Annotated in this window: 15 protein-coding genes; 7 read left to right on the forward strand and 8 right to left on the reverse strand. The window is 69.8% G+C overall.

The features are described from left to right. A partial coding sequence (locus tag ACZ4MO_RS18400; RefSeq protein WP_499279328.1) for an RHS repeat-associated core domain-containing protein occupies positions 1–2,422 on the forward strand: 2,422 nt, incomplete at its 5' end. A 399-nt stretch (positions 2,423–2,821) separates the two neighbouring features. Further along, the gene (locus tag ACZ4MO_RS18405; RefSeq protein ID WP_499279330.1) at positions 2,822–2,977 is read left to right on the forward strand and encodes a hypothetical protein; all 156 of its coding nucleotides are present in this window, start codon (positions 2,822–2,824) and stop codon (positions 2,975–2,977) included. Positions 2,978–3,078: 101 nt separating this feature from the next. Here the strand turns inward: ACZ4MO_RS18405 and imuA' are convergent, their stop codons facing one another. After that, positions 3,079–3,789 carry a DnaE2-dependent mutagenesis accessory factor ImuA' gene (gene imuA' / locus ACZ4MO_RS18410; protein ID WP_499279332.1) on the reverse strand — a complete coding sequence of 237 codons (711 nt, stop codon included), beginning with the start codon at positions 3,787–3,789 and terminating at the stop codon, positions 3,079–3,081. A 50-nt stretch (positions 3,790–3,839) separates the two neighbouring features. Between imuA' and ACZ4MO_RS18415 the strand changes: the two genes are divergently transcribed. Continuing rightward, positions 3,840–4,133 (forward strand): hypothetical protein, encoded by a 294-nt coding sequence (locus ACZ4MO_RS18415; RefSeq protein ID WP_499279334.1) that lies wholly within the window; start codon positions 3,840–3,842, stop codon positions 4,131–4,133. Positions 4,134–4,243: 110 nt separating this feature from the next. Here ACZ4MO_RS18415 and ACZ4MO_RS18420 read toward each other — a convergent pair whose 3' ends face one another. From ACZ4MO_RS18420 to ACZ4MO_RS18430, 3 genes are all read right to left on the reverse strand, one after another. After that, positions 4,244–4,426 carry a hypothetical protein gene (locus ACZ4MO_RS18420; RefSeq protein ID WP_499279335.1) on the reverse strand — a complete coding sequence of 61 codons (183 nt, stop codon included), beginning with the start codon at positions 4,424–4,426 and terminating at the stop codon, positions 4,244–4,246. Next, positions 4,423–5,217, reverse strand: coding sequence for a tudor domain-containing protein (locus ACZ4MO_RS18425; protein ID WP_499279336.1), 795 nt, complete (start codon positions 5,215–5,217; stop codon positions 4,423–4,425). The genes ACZ4MO_RS18420 and ACZ4MO_RS18425 overlap by 4 nt, the downstream gene beginning before the upstream one ends. A 946-nt stretch (positions 5,218–6,163) precedes the next feature. Then, positions 6,164–7,081 carry an ATP-dependent DNA ligase gene (locus ACZ4MO_RS18430; RefSeq protein ID WP_499279369.1) on the reverse strand — a complete coding sequence of 306 codons (918 nt, stop codon included), beginning with the start codon at positions 7,079–7,081 and terminating at the stop codon, positions 6,164–6,166. 103 nt (positions 7,082–7,184) lie between these two features. Between ACZ4MO_RS18430 and ACZ4MO_RS18435 the strand changes: the two genes are divergently transcribed. Further along, on the forward strand, positions 7,185–9,098 hold the full coding sequence (locus tag ACZ4MO_RS18435; RefSeq protein ID WP_499279338.1) for an ATP-dependent nuclease: 1,914 nt from the start codon (positions 7,185–7,187) through the stop codon (positions 9,096–9,098). 13 nt (positions 9,099–9,111) lie between these two features. Here ACZ4MO_RS18435 and ACZ4MO_RS18440 read toward each other — a convergent pair whose 3' ends face one another. From ACZ4MO_RS18440 to ACZ4MO_RS18455, 4 genes are all read right to left on the reverse strand, one after another. Continuing rightward, a complete protein-coding gene (locus tag ACZ4MO_RS18440) occupies positions 9,112–9,237 on the reverse strand; it encodes a hypothetical protein (protein WP_499279339.1) in 126 nt (41 codons plus the stop codon). Positions 9,238–9,240: 3 nt separating this feature from the next. After that, on the reverse strand, positions 9,241–9,462 hold the full coding sequence (locus ACZ4MO_RS18445; RefSeq protein ID WP_499279340.1) for a DUF2188 domain-containing protein: 222 nt from the start codon (positions 9,460–9,462) through the stop codon (positions 9,241–9,243). 76 nt (positions 9,463–9,538) lie between these two features. Then, positions 9,539–10,249: an SOS response-associated peptidase gene (locus tag ACZ4MO_RS18450; protein WP_499279370.1), complete on the reverse strand. Its 711-nt coding sequence runs from the start codon at positions 10,247–10,249 to the stop codon at positions 9,539–9,541. A 519-nt stretch (positions 10,250–10,768) separates the two neighbouring features. Further along, positions 10,769–11,110 carry a hypothetical protein gene (locus ACZ4MO_RS18455; protein WP_499279342.1) on the reverse strand — a complete coding sequence of 114 codons (342 nt, stop codon included), beginning with the start codon at positions 11,108–11,110 and terminating at the stop codon, positions 10,769–10,771. A 256-nt stretch (positions 11,111–11,366) separates the two neighbouring features. On the opposite strand from ACZ4MO_RS18455, the gene ACZ4MO_RS18460 reads away from it, so the two are divergent. From ACZ4MO_RS18460 to ACZ4MO_RS18470, 3 genes are read left to right on the forward strand one after another with little or no spacing between them, the layout of a single operon-like run. Further along, entirely contained in the window at positions 11,367–11,765 is a 399-nt protein-coding gene (locus tag ACZ4MO_RS18460; RefSeq protein ID WP_144723482.1) for a MobC family plasmid mobilization relaxosome protein, read from the forward strand. Then, positions 11,765–13,474: a relaxase/mobilization nuclease domain-containing protein gene (locus ACZ4MO_RS18465; RefSeq protein ID WP_499279343.1), complete on the forward strand. Its 1,710-nt coding sequence runs from the start codon at positions 11,765–11,767 to the stop codon at positions 13,472–13,474. The genes ACZ4MO_RS18460 and ACZ4MO_RS18465 overlap by 1 nt, the downstream gene beginning before the upstream one ends. Before the next feature lie 13 nt (positions 13,475–13,487). Continuing rightward, entirely contained in the window at positions 13,488–14,555 is a 1,068-nt protein-coding gene (locus ACZ4MO_RS18470; protein ID WP_499279344.1) for a hypothetical protein, read from the forward strand. The last annotated feature ends 61 nt before the right edge of the window (positions 14,556–14,616 follow it).

Here is a 14,616-nt window from a genome sequence, read left to right on the forward strand (position 1 = left end):
CTTGAACTCAGGCGGGAACTTCTTAGGCACAACGACATCCTTCCAGCAGGACCTCGTCCCGCAGATGGAGTGTCAACCGTTCCTGCAGCAGTCCCCCGGATCCAGCGGCATCGACGCCGCGACGACCCGGACGGTCTTCTACACCGCAGGGACCAATCCGGGCGACGCGTCGTGCGCGAACAAGCCGGAGTGGGCAGGCCAGCCCTGCCTCACGCTCGCGGGCGGGCCCGTGACCGGGCACGATCCTGCACGGATGAGCGCAGCCCTGCCGGTCAAGCGCAACGACGCCTACAACCAGTTCGGCTCACCCACCATCGTGTCCGACTACGTCGGATCCGGCGCCAGCCAGGTCAAGCGCACCACCACCACGACCTACGACGCCGCCGACCGCGTCACCGCCGTCGAGATCACCGGAAACGGCCCCGCCGCCGGGCTCCCGATCGCCAAGACCACCACCAGCTACGACCCGGCGACCGGCGACGTCGTGAAGAACGCGTCCGTCAACGCCCAGGGCGCCGAGACCGCCGCGGTGACCAAGGAGTACGACCGCCTCGGACGCCTCGTCCAGTACACCGACGCCCACGGCGGATGGACCAAGTCGACGTACGACCGGTACGGGCAGCCCGCCCAGGTCACCGACTCCATCGGGACCACCCGCTCCTACACCTATGACCGGGCCGTCGACCCGCGCGGGTACGTCACCAAGATCACCGACTCCGTCGCCGGCGACATCACCGCCTCCTGGGGGCCGGACGGGCAGCTGGAGTCCCAGACCCTTCCCGGTGGCGTCACCCTCACCCTCGGGTACGACACCGCCCGCGTCCCGGTCTCTCGGACCTATACCCGCACCGCCGACGAGACCGTCATCGCCCAGGACTCCGTGGTGGAGAACCACCGCGGGCAGTGGATCACCCACACCACGCCCGGCGGCGTGCGGAACTACACCTACGACCGGCTTGGTCGCCTCACCCAGGTGAACGACACCTCCGCCGCCACCGAGACCTGCACCACCCGCACCTACACCTACGACCACCACACCAACCGCACCGCCACCACCACCGCGACCGGTGACGCGACCGGCACCTGCCCCGGCACCACCGGGGCCACCACCGCCACGTCGACCTACGACTCGGCAGACCGCCTCGTCACGACCTCGGGCGCCGGCGGGAACACGTGGGCCTACGACGCGTTCGGGCGGATCACCGAGATGCCGGCTGCCGACGGCGCGGCGACCGCCGCGACGTCGTACTTCCTCAACGACCTCGTCGCGACCCAGGAAGTGCCGCAGACCAAGCGCACGCAGTGGGGTTTGGACCCGCTCATGCGGTTCTCCACCCAGGACGACTTCGCATGGGTCGACGGCGCCTGGGCCAACTCCACCGAGAAGATCACGCACTACGACGGCGACGGCGACGAACCCGCCTGGATCGTCGAAGACGCCACGCTGCCCGACAACCTGACCCGGTACGTCGAAGGCATGGACGGCAACCTGGCCGTCCAGACCGGCAAGACCGGCGAGCGCATCCTGCAGCTCGTCGACCTGCACGGCGACATCACCGCGACTCTGCCGATCACCGACGGCGCCGCCGAAGCCTCCTGGACCGAAGCGCGGTTCACGTCGTTCGACGAGTTCGGCAACCCCCAACCCATGACATCGGGAGAGACGGGCAACGCGCCCCCGGCCCGGTACGGGTGGCTCGGCGCCGCACAACGCAACGCCGACACCCCCACCGGCGCCATCCTCATGGGCGTCCGCCTCTACCACCCCGCCACCGGACGCTTCCTGCAGACCGACCAAGTCGCCGGCGGATCCGCCAGCGCCTACGACTACTGCAACGCTGACCCCGTCAACTGCACCGACCTCGCCGGCACCTTCTCCTGGAAGGGGCTCGTCAAGGCCGTTGCCGTCGTCGGCGAGGTCGCATCTGTAATCCCGGGACCAGTTGGAGCCGTGGCTGCTGGTCTGTCAACAGTCGCGTATGCCGCATCCGGGAACAAGGGCAAGGCTCTTGAAATGGCGGGAACGATCGTTGCTGCCGCCGTTGGTGCAGGCGCAGTTCTCGGCGCTGTCAAGGCAGTTAAGATTGCGCGAGCGGCCGCGCCTGCGGTTAAAACAGCCATACGAGTCGCGAAGTCCAATCGCGCCGTTTTGTCGAACTCTAAGGTCTGGTCTGCGGCATTCAAGTCAAAGACCTTCGGAGCAAAGAGTAAACTGTTTGGAGACGTGTACAGTGGAGCAGCCAAGCCCGGGGTGCTCAACCGCGGGCGCGTGCAGATCGGATGGTCCGGTGCTCGAGTTGCAAAGGCCAACGGAAGAAAGGTGGCTCGAACTGTATTCAGAATTGCAATCAAGGGTCCATCGGGAAAGAGTCGCGTGCACTTTGATATCGGCTGGGGGCCGTACAGGAGCCAACTGCGATGACTGGCGAGTTTGAGGCTGAGATCCTGTCTCAGGAGGGCGTTGCCTCCGTCGAGGTTCGGAAGCTAGAAGGGGGCATCGATGACTACTACGTGCGATTTTATGGCGACCCTCAGGGCAACCTTGATGTAATTCTCTGGAGAAACAGAGTGGGCAAGTCGTCTCGTCTCTTGTTCCGAGAGGTGAGGCTAGACTTGGATGATGATGACGTGCTCGGTGTTTTGCGAGCGATCGGTTCCGGTAAGGCGTGGACACGGGGAGGTAATTCACTGGAGATTGGCTTGCCGGACGGTTCCGTCAGGAGATTTGTGTAAAGCTTCTTCCGAAGCCAGCGTCCTGAGGTAGTCGACAACTAGCGACTTACGCAGGTGTGTGCGTGTGTGTTCGGGGATGAAAGCTGGCATGGCCGGCCCGACGGTGCGGTACGCGCTCGCCGGCACCCGAGTGCCGATCGCGGTCGCGGACTACCAAGGGCTGCCCGAGGACGCCCGCGGCGTGCTGCCAAGCGCGGCCGAGCTCGAGGCGGTCATCGAGGACGAGCTCGACCACCGAGGATGAGCGCCCAAAAACCCCTCCTGACCAGCGCAGGCGCCGCGCCGATAAGGTACCTTATGTCACTATATGACCGTTTTCCCGCTCTGCCGACGCTTCCCGGCCCCTCACCCAACCAGGCGTAGCGGCGCCCTCCGCGCCTGCGCGGCGGGTCGGGCCTGCCCCTCGACGGGGTCGATGAGGAGGCTGCCCGGCGCCGGGAGCGTGAGCGTCCACCGGTCCGTGACGCCGCGGGCCGTCCGGGATACGTCGAGCTCGCAGCGCCGGAGGTAACCGTCGCCGGCATCGGTGCCCGCCCACCGGTGCGCGATGACGTCGAGGCGCACCGCGGCGTGCTCCCACGCGCCGACGGTGACCAGCCCAGAACCGCGTTCACGCGCCCGGGCGAGCAGTCGCCGACGCTCCGACGCCGTGAGCCGGGCGTCCGGGCCGACGACGACGTACGTCATCCCGTCGAGCAGGGCGGCGACGACGCCGGCAGGATCGTCCCCGGCGCGCGGCACGAGCGCGACGCGCTCGAGCGCCACGCCGGCATCGGTGGCCGCGAGCATCCCGAGGTCGGGAGCCCCCACCACGGCGAGCCAGTCCGACGAGCCCTGGGACGTCGCGAGCAGCGCGAGCAGGAGCGACGTCGAGCCCGTCACGACGCTGGCCGCCCCGCGCGGCAGGCGCCCGTCGTCGAGGATCGCGCCGAGCGGCCGCGGAGCGTCGTCGAGGTCGACGACGCCCGGCGTCGACGCGCGCACGCCTGTGCGCAGCTCGGCGCGACGCAGGGTCGCGCGAGCCACCTCGAGCGGGTCGAGAGCGGTCGTCGGCACCCTTCCAGGCTACGCCGTCGTTCGAACTGGTGTTCGAATACGATTGTGTCGTGGGTAATCGTCGACGTCCGCCTCCGGGCGGCTGGCCGTCCGGTATCGAGACGGTCCCGCTGCGCGATCACGCCGAGGAGGCGCCCGAGCTCGCGCGCCGCGGCGCACGGATCGTGCGCCCGTCTGAGGGCATCCCGGTGCGCGCGTGGGTCACGCAGCGCCAGAGCGGCGAGGCTCGGGTCGACGGCGAGGCCGTCGCGTGGGCGGGCCGCCAGGTCCACGTTCGCTACCTCTCCTGCGAGGGACGGGAAGGGTGGGCGTGGCTCTGGGCCGACGCCGTAGAGCGTCGCTGAGCCCAGACGCGACGAGCCCCGACCGCCAGGGGGGATGCGGTCGGGGCGTCGTGTGCGTGAGCGTGCTCGCGGCCACCCAGACCGCGGGCGCCGAGTGTGCGGTTCCACGGTCAGGCTGGCTGAGCTCGGCCTTCGACGCGGATCCCGGTCAGTCGTTCCCCGTCGCGCACCTGCTCGTAGAGCATGGCGCGTGCACCCTCGTACGTCGCGGCCTCCACCGCGACCTCGCGCACCGGGCCGTCGGCCGGCTGGCCCGGCTCCGGGGCGGCCTGGTACGTGCCGTGGACGATCACCGTTGCGTTTCCTTCGTCCGAGGGCGCAGCTCGACGTGGCCGCGCCACGCTGTCCCGTAGTCGTCGAACTCCACGGTCCACTCGTCGTCGCCGATGCGCTCGACGATCGTCGCCGGCTCCCACTCCCAGGTGAGGCGTTCCGCCCAGACCCGAGTGCCCTCGGGGTAGGGATCGTGGTCGCGCAGGTACTCGGTCACGAGCTCGTCGAGCGGGCTGGGTCCGTCGGGCGCGTCGTCGACGTACCGCTGGAACGGGTCGACAGCGGCCCACGCTTGCGCGAGCGCGGGGACCGGGTCCGGGCCGATCCGCTCGGCCGTCGCCGCGGCGGCCGCCCAGCGCTCGTGGGCCGACTGCCGGGCGATCCCCGCCGCCCGACCGATCGCGTCCCACGACGCCCCGGCCAGACGCGCGGCGACGGCCGCCTCGTCGAGCCGCCGGGCGGCGTCAGCCGCTCTCCGCGCCGCGACGGCTACGGCGTCGGTCGCGAGGTCGGGCGCGATGTGGGCCTTCCATTCAGCGTGGACCTCGTCCTCGACCCATCCGGGCGGGAATGGCGAGCCCTCGTAGGCGACCCTGTTCCCCCGGTCCTCGAGCTCGGGGACACGCACCCTCGTGAACGAGCGTGGGCTGCGCCAGCCGCAGGAGCACCACCCGCGCCAGCCCACGACGTCGTCCTCGCTGCGCACGTCCGCCTGGTACGCGGCGCGCGTGCCGTCGGCGTACTCGTCCACCTCGACCTTCTTGCCCGGCCCGTACGTCCCGCCCAGCGCGCCGTCGGCGAACATCGCCATCGCCGCGCCCTCGTGCTTCCCGTCATCCGTCGCCCAGCCCACGGCCTTCTGCCTCTCTGTCAGGGTTCCCTGACAGAGTATGTCAGGAGCCCCTGACATGCCCCGGTGGTCGGCGTGGACATGCGCCACTTCCGCCACGAGCTCGACGTCGGTGGACCGCGTGCTCACGGTGGTGACCGGGTCGGTGTCGTTCAACATGAGCGCAGGGCCCTCCTCGCGGCGGTCCAGAGCATCCTTCCGCCCGGTTTCGTGCGCATCTACGGGTTCGAGCGCTCAAAGATCGGCGCTGTGGACGACGTGCTCGAGAACCCGTACCAGGCGGAGTTTCCGGTTGGACCAGCCGGGCCGAACTCGCCGTCACGCCGCCCTGGACGGCGGAATTCCGCGGTTCTGCGGCTCGACCTCGCGTAGAGCGATCGGGCAGGTGAAGTTCCACCCGACATCTAGTGCGCCGAGGCGTTGCGGACCACTAGGTATAGGTTCGTGTGTGCAGGGAGCCCGACGGCGTCCTCCAGGAGGCCAGCCGATGGGGTTCACGCTCCACGGTCCTCAGGGCATCCCTGCGCCGTGGACGACGAAGGCCGGCCCAGGGTGCCACCTGGTTCCGGCCCGTCGTCCGCATGTCCAATCCAACGAGGTTTCCTCGTGCACCGGCTCGCGGGTTCAATCTCCAGATGAACACCGTACACGCAGTCGCTCGTCGGTTCGCGCGGACGCCTCCAACGTAGGAGAGCTATGTCCTCACAACCCGCGGGCGGGGATCACCGCCCCGGGGCTCCTCAGTCGAGCCTCGTGATCGTTCTGTTCGTGCTCCTGATGTCAGGCGGGGTGCCTGCCGACGTCGCGACCTGCGTGAGCGACACGCTCCCGCTGCTCGTCGCGAGCACGTAGCCGGAACCGGCGAGCTGGGCACCGCCTGAGGCGGTGCCCAGCAAGCCGGCTTGCCTCACCCTGGTCCCACCGCTGGGGGTAGGGCTTCCTCGATAGGGACCTCGGGTCGCGCGCGCACGAACCTGAGCGGGTGGCGCCAGGACTTCCCCGACCACGCGACGTCGGCGGAGACTTCGACGACGACTGGCTCGACGAGCGTGAGATCGATCGGCGCCGAGCGGGCGTTGAACCTACCGAACGTGCCGGGCGAGATACGCGACGGCCACGGGTGTTCCCCCGTCGGCCGATGCAGCAGCGGGACGAGCCGCCGCCGAGCGCCGGGTGTGAGCGGGGTCGTGCGGCCGACGATACGCAGGTCCCCGTCGATAGACAGGCCCGCGATCACCTCCCAGGGCTGGGACAGGGTGCCGGTCACCGCGGCGCACACCACGTCGACGGTCGCGCGGTGCTTCACCTTCAACCAGGACCGCTCTCCCCCGCGGTAGGGCTGGGCGCCGCCCTTGACGACCAGGCCTTCGACACCGACCGCGGTGTACGTCTCGAACCAGTCGCGCGCCTCTGCCTCATCGCTGGTCACTGGAGAGAGGTTCAGCGGCGGCCGCCACGTTGCGGCGAGCTCGACGAGCAGCGCGCGCCGGGCGTCGAACGGCTCGGCCCGCACGTCGCGGCCACCGAGCTCGAGGACGTCGAAGGCGACCAGGGACGCCGGGCGGGCACGGGCGGCAGCCGTCGCAGCGCGCGGGCCGCGGCCCATGCGCTCCTGCAGTGCCTCGAACGCGAGCCGCCCGTCTTGCCAGACGACGAGCTCGCTGTCGAGGACTACTCCGGGGTCGAGTTGGGCTTCGAGCGCGGCGACGATCTCGGGGAACGTCGACGTCAGGTCGGTCCCGCGGCGGGACCAGATGCGCGCGCCGTCGTCCTGGACCGTCGCGGCCGCGCGGTACGTTGACTGAACTCCTCGGGCGCCCTCCAGTGCCGCAGCGAGGCACCTCGATCCAGCGTGGCTCGCGCGACTCGCTGAACTGTGGGGCCTTCGGTCCCTCCACTCGGGTCCAGTTGAAGGCTAGATTTCGGCCATGAAGCTGACGAAGGCGCAGATTCGGCGATACCGGAGTATCGAAGAGCTCGACGAGTTCCGCATCGAGCCGGACGTCACTTGCCTGGTGGGCAAGAACGAGTCTGGCAAGACCGCCACCCTGCAGGCGCTCTTCAAGAGCCGGGCGATCGACACAGCCTCGTTCGACGACAGTCTCGACTTCCCGAGCCACCGCACCCGCGAGCTTGCGGGCGGCAAGAAGGTCACGGCGACCGTCCTCACGTACGAACTCGACGACGACGACGTTGCCGCGGTCAGCGCACACCTAGGTGAGGCCGGTCTTTCCTCCCGGACGATCACTGTGACGACCGGCTACCGGTATGACTCAACCACGTGGGAGGTGAGAATTGACGAACAAGCAGTTGTCCGGCACCTGCGTGGAGATATCGAACTCCCTGCAAGCACTGCAGCATCGGCCGACAAGGCACGCACCGTCGCTGATCTCCTCACCGTCCTGCAGGGCATGGAAGGTCCGACCCCGGCCACTACCGAGGTCGTCGAGAGGATCACGAGCTGGCGCAAGTCCGACCCCACGCTCAAGGCGATCGATGTCCTGGCCGCTCGCCGCCCGAAGTTCGTGTACTTCGGCGACTACGACGTCATGCCTGGAAAGGTCTCGATCCCGGACCTGATCGCCAAGCGCGACGACGAGACCCTGACCCGCGGTGAGGAAGCCCTGCTGGCACTGTTACGCGTGTCTGGGGTCGAGCCGGAGGCGTTCCTCAGCCCCGAAAGCCATGAGCACCTCATCCGTAGCATGGAGAACGCATCGAACGCCATCAGCGGCGAGGTGTTCGAGTACTGGACTCAGAACAAGAACCTCCGGGTGAGCCTGGCGGTCCACGCCACCCCGGAGGCTGGGGCCAGCTCCAGGGACCCGGAAGGGCCGTTCCTGCAGATCCGCGTGCTGAACACGCGACATAACGTCAGCGTGCCGTTCGACGAGCGCTCGCGCGGCTTCGTCTGGTTCTTCTCGTTCCTCGCCTACTTTGCGGAGCTCGAGGAGTCAGCCGAGCAGCCATTGGTCCTCTTGCTTGACGAGCCAGGGCTGAGTCTCCATGCAACCGCACAGAACGACCTGCTCAGGTTCATCGACGACCGCCTCGCGTCCCGGCACCAAGTCATCTTCACCACGCACTCACCCTTCATGGTCGACGCGCACCGATTCAACCGAGTCCGCACGGTCGTCGACGACGAGCAACGCGGCACCGTGATCTCTGAGGACGTCCTGCGCGTCGACGGCGAGACCGCCTTCCCCCTGCACGCAGCACTCGGCATCGAGCTCACACAAACGCTGTTCGTCGGTCCACACGTGCTCTTCCTCGAGGGCGCGTCCGACGTCGTCTACCTCCAATACCTCTCGGACCAACTCAACGCGGCAGGGCGACGAGGCCTCGACGACCGATGGGTCTTGGTTCCCGGTGGTGGCATCACAAAGCTGCCCGCGTTCCTCACTCTCTTCGGTGCGAACAAGCTGACCGTGGCCGTCCTCACGGACAGCTCGCCAGACAACGCCCACGTCATCCAGGCGCTACGCGACGCGGGCAAGCTCTACCGCGCGGGCCTTGTGCAGATCGGCCAGGCTGTCGGTCGCGACGAAGCGGACGTGGAGGATCTGCTCGACCCCAAGACCTACGTAGAGCTCGTCAACAACGCCTATCAGGGAGTGCTGGCCGGCTCCCCACTGACTCTCGATGACCTCCCGGAGGATCCCCGCATCGTCCGACGGATCGAACGAACTTTCGCGGCCCGTGGGCTCAACAACGGACGGTTCAACCACTACTCACCGGCAGGTGCACTCCTGCGAGGCAAGCAGCGCAAGCCCAGCAAGCCCGTCCTCGACCGCGCGGAGAAGCTCTTCGACCAGATCAACGACATCCTGGAACGCGAGTAGTCCCACTACCGGTTCAGTGAAGGTAGCCGTCCCACTTCGGTTCGTAGCGGCAGCCGCCCTCGAGCGCGCTCGGCGCGGGGATCTGCTCGACGGCGCGCGCGAGGGCGACGTCGTACGGCATCGCCCTCGCGTCGGCCATGGCTCAGCCCGGGACGTTGCGCGGGTCGTGCCCGTGGGAGTCCTTCTTCGCGATCGTCCCGTCCAGGTTCTTGATCACGAGCTCGGCGCTCTCGCGCTCGGCGGCAGCGCGCCCGGCGGCTATGGCGTCGTCCTTCTTCGCGTGGTTCGACAGCGGCTCACGCTCGCCCTGCCGGCGCACGTGCCACTGCTCGTCCTGGTGGTAGACCTCGATCGTCACTGCCACGGGATACCCCTCTCCGTCGGTGCTCAGACCACCACCGTGAACCGGCGTCGTCGCGCCCGCACGCTCGGCGCTAGCGTCAGGCGACGGGCTCGACGAGGGCGGGCGAGTCGTTACGTACGTTCCCCACGGCCGGGGAGACCTCAACGGGTTGCAAGTGCGGTTCGGGAACCCGGTGCAGCAGCGCGCCGACATCGCCGGCGTCAGTGAGTTCGGGGTCGAGCCAGGCGTCCCACAGGTCGTCCGGGAGCAGGAACGGGGACCGGTCGTGGATGTGCCCGAGGGTGTCGATCGCGTTCGTCGTGATGACGGTCAGCGACCAGAGCCACCGGTCGGGGTCGTCGTCGCTCTTGGAGGGGTCGCGCCACAGCTCGTACAGGCCCGCGCCCGCCAGCGGCGCACCGTCGGGGTCGGCAAGGTAGTAGGGCGTCTTGCGGCCCTTGCCGGACTCCGGCGCCTGCCACTCGTAGTACCCGTCCATCGGGACGATGAGGCGCCGCTTCGCCGCAGCGCGGCGAAAGGCCGGCTTCTCGGTGATGGTCTCGACGCGGGCGTTGATCATACGAGACCCGATCTTCGCGTCCTTCGCCCACGACGGCACCAGGCCCCAGCGCAGCGTGCGCAGCTGGCGCACCGGCCGGTCGGTCTCCACGCGCTCGAGGACAGCGCGCACGTCCTGTGTCGGGGCGACATTCCACGAGGGTCCGAGTTCGTCGCCGACGAGCTCTGAGACGTGGAAGCGGTGCGCGAGCTCATCGTCGCGTCGGGCGCTGGCGTATCGACCACACATGGGCTCAGCGTGCCCGCTCCGTGCGACCGCCGCGACCACACGGGGCGACGCATTGAGCCGGTCGTGGGACGCCGGTCGCTACTCGCCCTTACGGCAGATGCGGCATCGTCGTCGCCCGTCCGAGGGGTACACGATCGTGTTCTCGAGCGTGTACTCGTGTCCTCGTGGGCAGTGGGTCTTGGCGGCTTGCCAGCCGCCGGGGCCGACACCGTCGGGGCTCCCTGACCGGTACCAGCGGTCGTAGTGCATCTTGCAGAGGCGACGCGCCTTCGCGGTCCTGTCGCACCCGACGACTTCGCACGGCCGGCCGTGCTCGGTGCGGGCGCGGGCGGTGTCCGCGAAGCGTGCGCGGACGCGGTCTGCTGCCTCGATGTCCAGCCGCCATCGACCGTCTGGGGGCGGTGGGAAGGTCGCGCGGAGCCATGCGTACACGGCAGCACGGGAGACACCGATCTCTCGTGCTAGCTCGGTCGGAGTTGTGTACTCCGCATCGTTCCGCGCGACCGTCATCAGGCGCTGTCAGTCGTCGCTCGTCGTGCTCGGCGCCGGGACGTCCCGCTTGGCCGCGCGGCGCCGGGTGCGGACCTTCTTGTCCGGCTCGGGGAAGCCGATCTTGCGCAGTTCGTCGACGGTCCATCCGGCGCTGAGTGCTGCGTTGAACGCGCGCACGTCCTCGCGCTCGGCGGTCGCGACTCGCTCGGCGATCCGGCGCTGGAACTCGGCGAGTTCCCGGTCGGTCTCTTCGCGGATATCGGTGACGCTCTGTCGTGCCTCCGCGACGGCGCGAATGGCCCCCATTCGTGCTTCCTGTGCGCGCTGTGCGCGCTCCAGTGCCTCATCCACGCTCAGTGTCTTTGCCATGGTCCGAGCGTACGAGAACTGCGCCCAACGAGGAACCCCAACGCGCCGGTCACGGCGCCCTCCGCGGCTCGCCGCGAGCCCGGCCATCGCGCAGGGCGCGATACGGGCCAGAGGCGACCCAGACGGAGCAAGCTATACACTTAGCACGGCTAAGTGGCTCGAGCAGTGGACGGCCCCGCCGGCCACTGGCACACTGGACGTGTGGTCCCCGCACGGGGCGGGGTCGCTGCGCTGGGCTGAAAGGCGGGTGGAACGAATGAGCGACGAGGCTCCTCGTCCCCGGCAGCTTGCTCGGCGTCGGCGCGCGAACGTCGAGGGCGGGCGTCAGCACCGCCACGAGGTCAAGGTCACGCCCGAGGAAGAGGGCATGCTGCTTCGGCTTGCGCACGAGCAGCGCGTCACCGTGCCTCGTCTCCTCGTGGAGTCGGCGCTGGCGTCCGGCGCTTCGGAGACGCCGACCGAACGTCGCAACGCGATGGCTCGGCTCTTCGGGATGCACCGGCTCCTGGCGGCGGTGTCGAACAACGTCAACCAGATGGCGAAGGCGACGAACGCGACCGGTGAGGTGCAGGCCGAGATGGTCGAGACTCTGCGGGCGGTGCGCCGTCTTGCTGAGCGGATCGATGCCACGATCGACGGGCTGAGCCGGCCGTGATGCCCAACGTCGTCCGGGGCGACCGCATGGCCGGACTGATGACCTACCTCGTGGGGCCAGGGCGTGCCAACGAGCACACCGAGCCGCACCTGGTCGCGGGTGACGCCGCGCTGATGGCGTGGCACAGCGACGACGAGCTCGGGCGTGACGCGGCCCTGCGCATCGCGCACCATCTCGACCAGCCGCGCACGGCGTACGACGTGGAGGTGACGGGTGGCCACGTGTGGCACTGTTCCCTGTCGCTGCGCGCTGATGAGGGCACTCTGACGGACGAGCAGTGGAACGCGATCGCAAACGACTTCGTGCGCGCGATGGGGTTCGACGACAACGAGGGCACGAAGGCGCCATGCCGTTGGGTCGCCGTGCGCCACGGTGTCTCGACGAACGGCAACGACCACATACACCTGGCCGTGAACCTGGTGCGCGAGGACGGCACGAAGGCTTCGGTGCACAACGACTTCCGGCGCGCACAGACCGCGGTGCGCGCGCTCGAGGTGAAGCACGGCCTGGAGCAGCTGGAGTCGGTGCGCGCCGAGCGCTCGACGCGCGGCTACGACCCCGCCGAGCGCGAGGCGCAGGCACGTGCACGGGCGCAGGCCAAGTACGAGCGTGCGAGCCGCCTCGAGGGCGGGCGCGTACCGGCCTGGTCTGCGCTACCGGGGGCGGACCGACGGGCGCGCGTCGCGGCCGAGATGCGCACCGATCAGCCCCGGTACCTGCTCGCGCTCAAGGTGCGAGGGTGCGCGAGCGCGAGCCAGGACGAGGCCGAGTTCGTGCGGCGCATGCGCCGCGCCGGGCTGCTGGTCCGGGCCCGGTTCGCGGACGGTCGCACGGACGTCGTCACGGGCTACTCCGTGGCCGAGCGACCCCAGGCTGGCGAGCGACCGATCTGGTACGGCGGCGGCCACCTCGCCCGCGACCTGTCGTTGCCGCGGCTGCGCGACGGATGGCCCGACACACCGACAGGCGCAAGCGACGCAGCGGCCGAGTGGAACGCCGCCAAGCGCGGCCGACGGGTCGTGTCTGCCGGTCGTGAGACGACCGAGCCGGACCCCGAGATGTGGGCCAAGCAGCACGACGAGCTGCGCGCGCTCGTCGACCGGTTGCGGTCGGTCCCAGTCGAGGACCGGGACACGTGGGCGACCGTCGCACGCCAGACCGCGGGCGCGTTCGCCGCGTGGTCGAACGCGACCGAAGAGACGCCCGGCGACCTCGCCGCGGCGGCCGATGCGCTCTCACGTTCGGCCCAGACGCACCGACGCACCGTGCGCCCGGACAAGGCCGGCACGATCGCCATCTCGGGTGCGGCGATGCTCCTGGCGAGCGCGGCCCGCGGCGGGCAAGGAACCGTCGCGCAGGCCGCGATGATCCGTCAGTTGCTCCGGCTCACCCAGGCTGTGCACGGGGCCGCCGTGGCCGCGCAGCAGGAGCGTCACGCGCGCCTGCTCGCCGAGGACACCCGTGCACGCCTCGTGCGTCTGCGTGAGGCCCTGCCGAGCCTGGCGCCGAGTGGCGTCGGGACGGCGACGGTCACCACGCCGGCGCCGACAACGACAGTGCTCGACCGGGACGCGCAGGCGGTGCTCGACCGGCTCAACGCGGGGCACACGGACGCGAGCACCACGGCGTCGCCGCTGCCGGCAGACCTCGAGGCGGCACGGCGACGGCACACGGTCCAGCCGGGCGCAGAGCGCGGCCCGGAGCGATAGGAGGGGGCGAGTCATGGCTGAGGAGAGCGACGGCATCGAAGAAGCGTTCGAGGGTCAGCTGCGCGTGCTGGTCACCGCGGCCGGGCAGGTCGGGGAACGCCTCGCACGCATGCGCGAGGAGGCGCTGCGCCGCGCGCAGGCACGCGGCGAGCAGCAGGCCCGCGAGCTGCAGTCCCGGTTCGAGGCCGAGCGGCGTGCCGCGCGCGTCGAGCTCGGGAACGTGTACCGGTCGGACTGGTGGGACCGGGCATCCGCGGAACAGGTCGCCCAGACGTATCAGGTCGCCAGGGCGTGGGCGCGTGAGGACCCGGACGCGGTGCGCGCCGAGGAGCACATGCGCACCGAGATGCGCACGCGCTACGGACTGGACCCCGACGGCCTCGCGGAGCGGGCGCAGGCCGAGCGCGACGCGCGCACGCCCGGGCCGCGGTTCGAGGCCCGTGACGAGTTCGACGGCTCGCAGCCGGTCCGCGAGCTCACGAAGGACGACGCCCTGGCGATGATCGACCGCCTGCCAGCGGACGCCGACCTCGGACCGGTCGGGCGCGGCGGACTGCGTGACGTGCAGGCCTGGAAGGGCACGGATCCCGACGTCGACCTTGCGATCGCGTCGAAGTTCCCGCACCTGATGAGTCCGGCGGAGCTCGTGGCGGTCGCGGCCGCCGAGAAGGAGCGCCACCGTGCCGCCGCGGAGCACGCCGAGGCCCAGCGGCTCATGCAGCAGTCCGACCGCGAGGACCGGCTGGCGGACCAAGCGCGGAGCGCCGCAGAGCACGAACCGGACCCCGACGAGCGCGCGGGGGCGGCCTCCGAAGCAGCCCAGCGGGACGCGCTCGGCGACCGGGGACGCGAGGACGGGCGTGCCACGTACGACAGCGCCGAACGCCGCGAGGCCACGGCAAGCGACCTGCGCGCCCAGGGCATCGCGAGCGACGTCGTTGACACCCGGATGCGCGCCGACGTCAGCCAGGCCCGGCCAGCAACGGACGCGGTGGAGGCTAGGACCGCCAGCCGCAACCCGAAGGCCCGCAAGACACGGAGCCGCGCAGCCCAGGCACAGCGCACCGGGCTAGATCGCTGACCCACCCACAACCTGAAGCCGAGAAGACCGCACCTTTCGTGCGGTCTTCTCGGCCTCGCTT

Source organism: Sphaerisporangium cinnabarinum, assembly GCF_055567015.1.

Coding starts and splice junctions, on each gene's coding strand:
- ACZ4MO_RS18470 (WP_499279344.1), top strand. CDS start 13,488: ATGGCTGAGGAGAGCGACGGCATCGAAGAAGCGTTCGAGGGTCAGCTG.
- ACZ4MO_RS18465 (WP_499279343.1), top strand. CDS start 11,765: ATGCCCAACGTCGTCCGGGGCGACCGCATGGCCGGACTGATGACCTAC.
- ACZ4MO_RS18440 (WP_499279339.1), bottom strand. CDS start 9,237: ATGGCCGACGCGAGGGCGATGCCGTACGACGTCGCCCTCGCGCGCGCC.
- ACZ4MO_RS18460 (WP_144723482.1), top strand. CDS start 11,367: ATGAGCGACGAGGCTCCTCGTCCCCGGCAGCTTGCTCGGCGTCGGCGC.
- ACZ4MO_RS18450 (WP_499279370.1), bottom strand. CDS start 10,249: ATGTGTGGTCGATACGCCAGCGCCCGACGCGACGATGAGCTCGCGCAC.
- ACZ4MO_RS18455 (WP_499279342.1), bottom strand. CDS start 11,110: ATGGCAAAGACACTGAGCGTGGATGAGGCACTGGAGCGCGCACAGCGC.
- ACZ4MO_RS18435 (WP_499279338.1), top strand. CDS start 7,185: ATGAAGCTGACGAAGGCGCAGATTCGGCGATACCGGAGTATCGAAGAG.
- ACZ4MO_RS18405 (WP_499279330.1), top strand. CDS start 2,822: ATGGCCGGCCCGACGGTGCGGTACGCGCTCGCCGGCACCCGAGTGCCG.
- ACZ4MO_RS18425 (WP_499279336.1), bottom strand. CDS start 5,217: ATGGCGATGTTCGCCGACGGCGCGCTGGGCGGGACGTACGGGCCGGGC.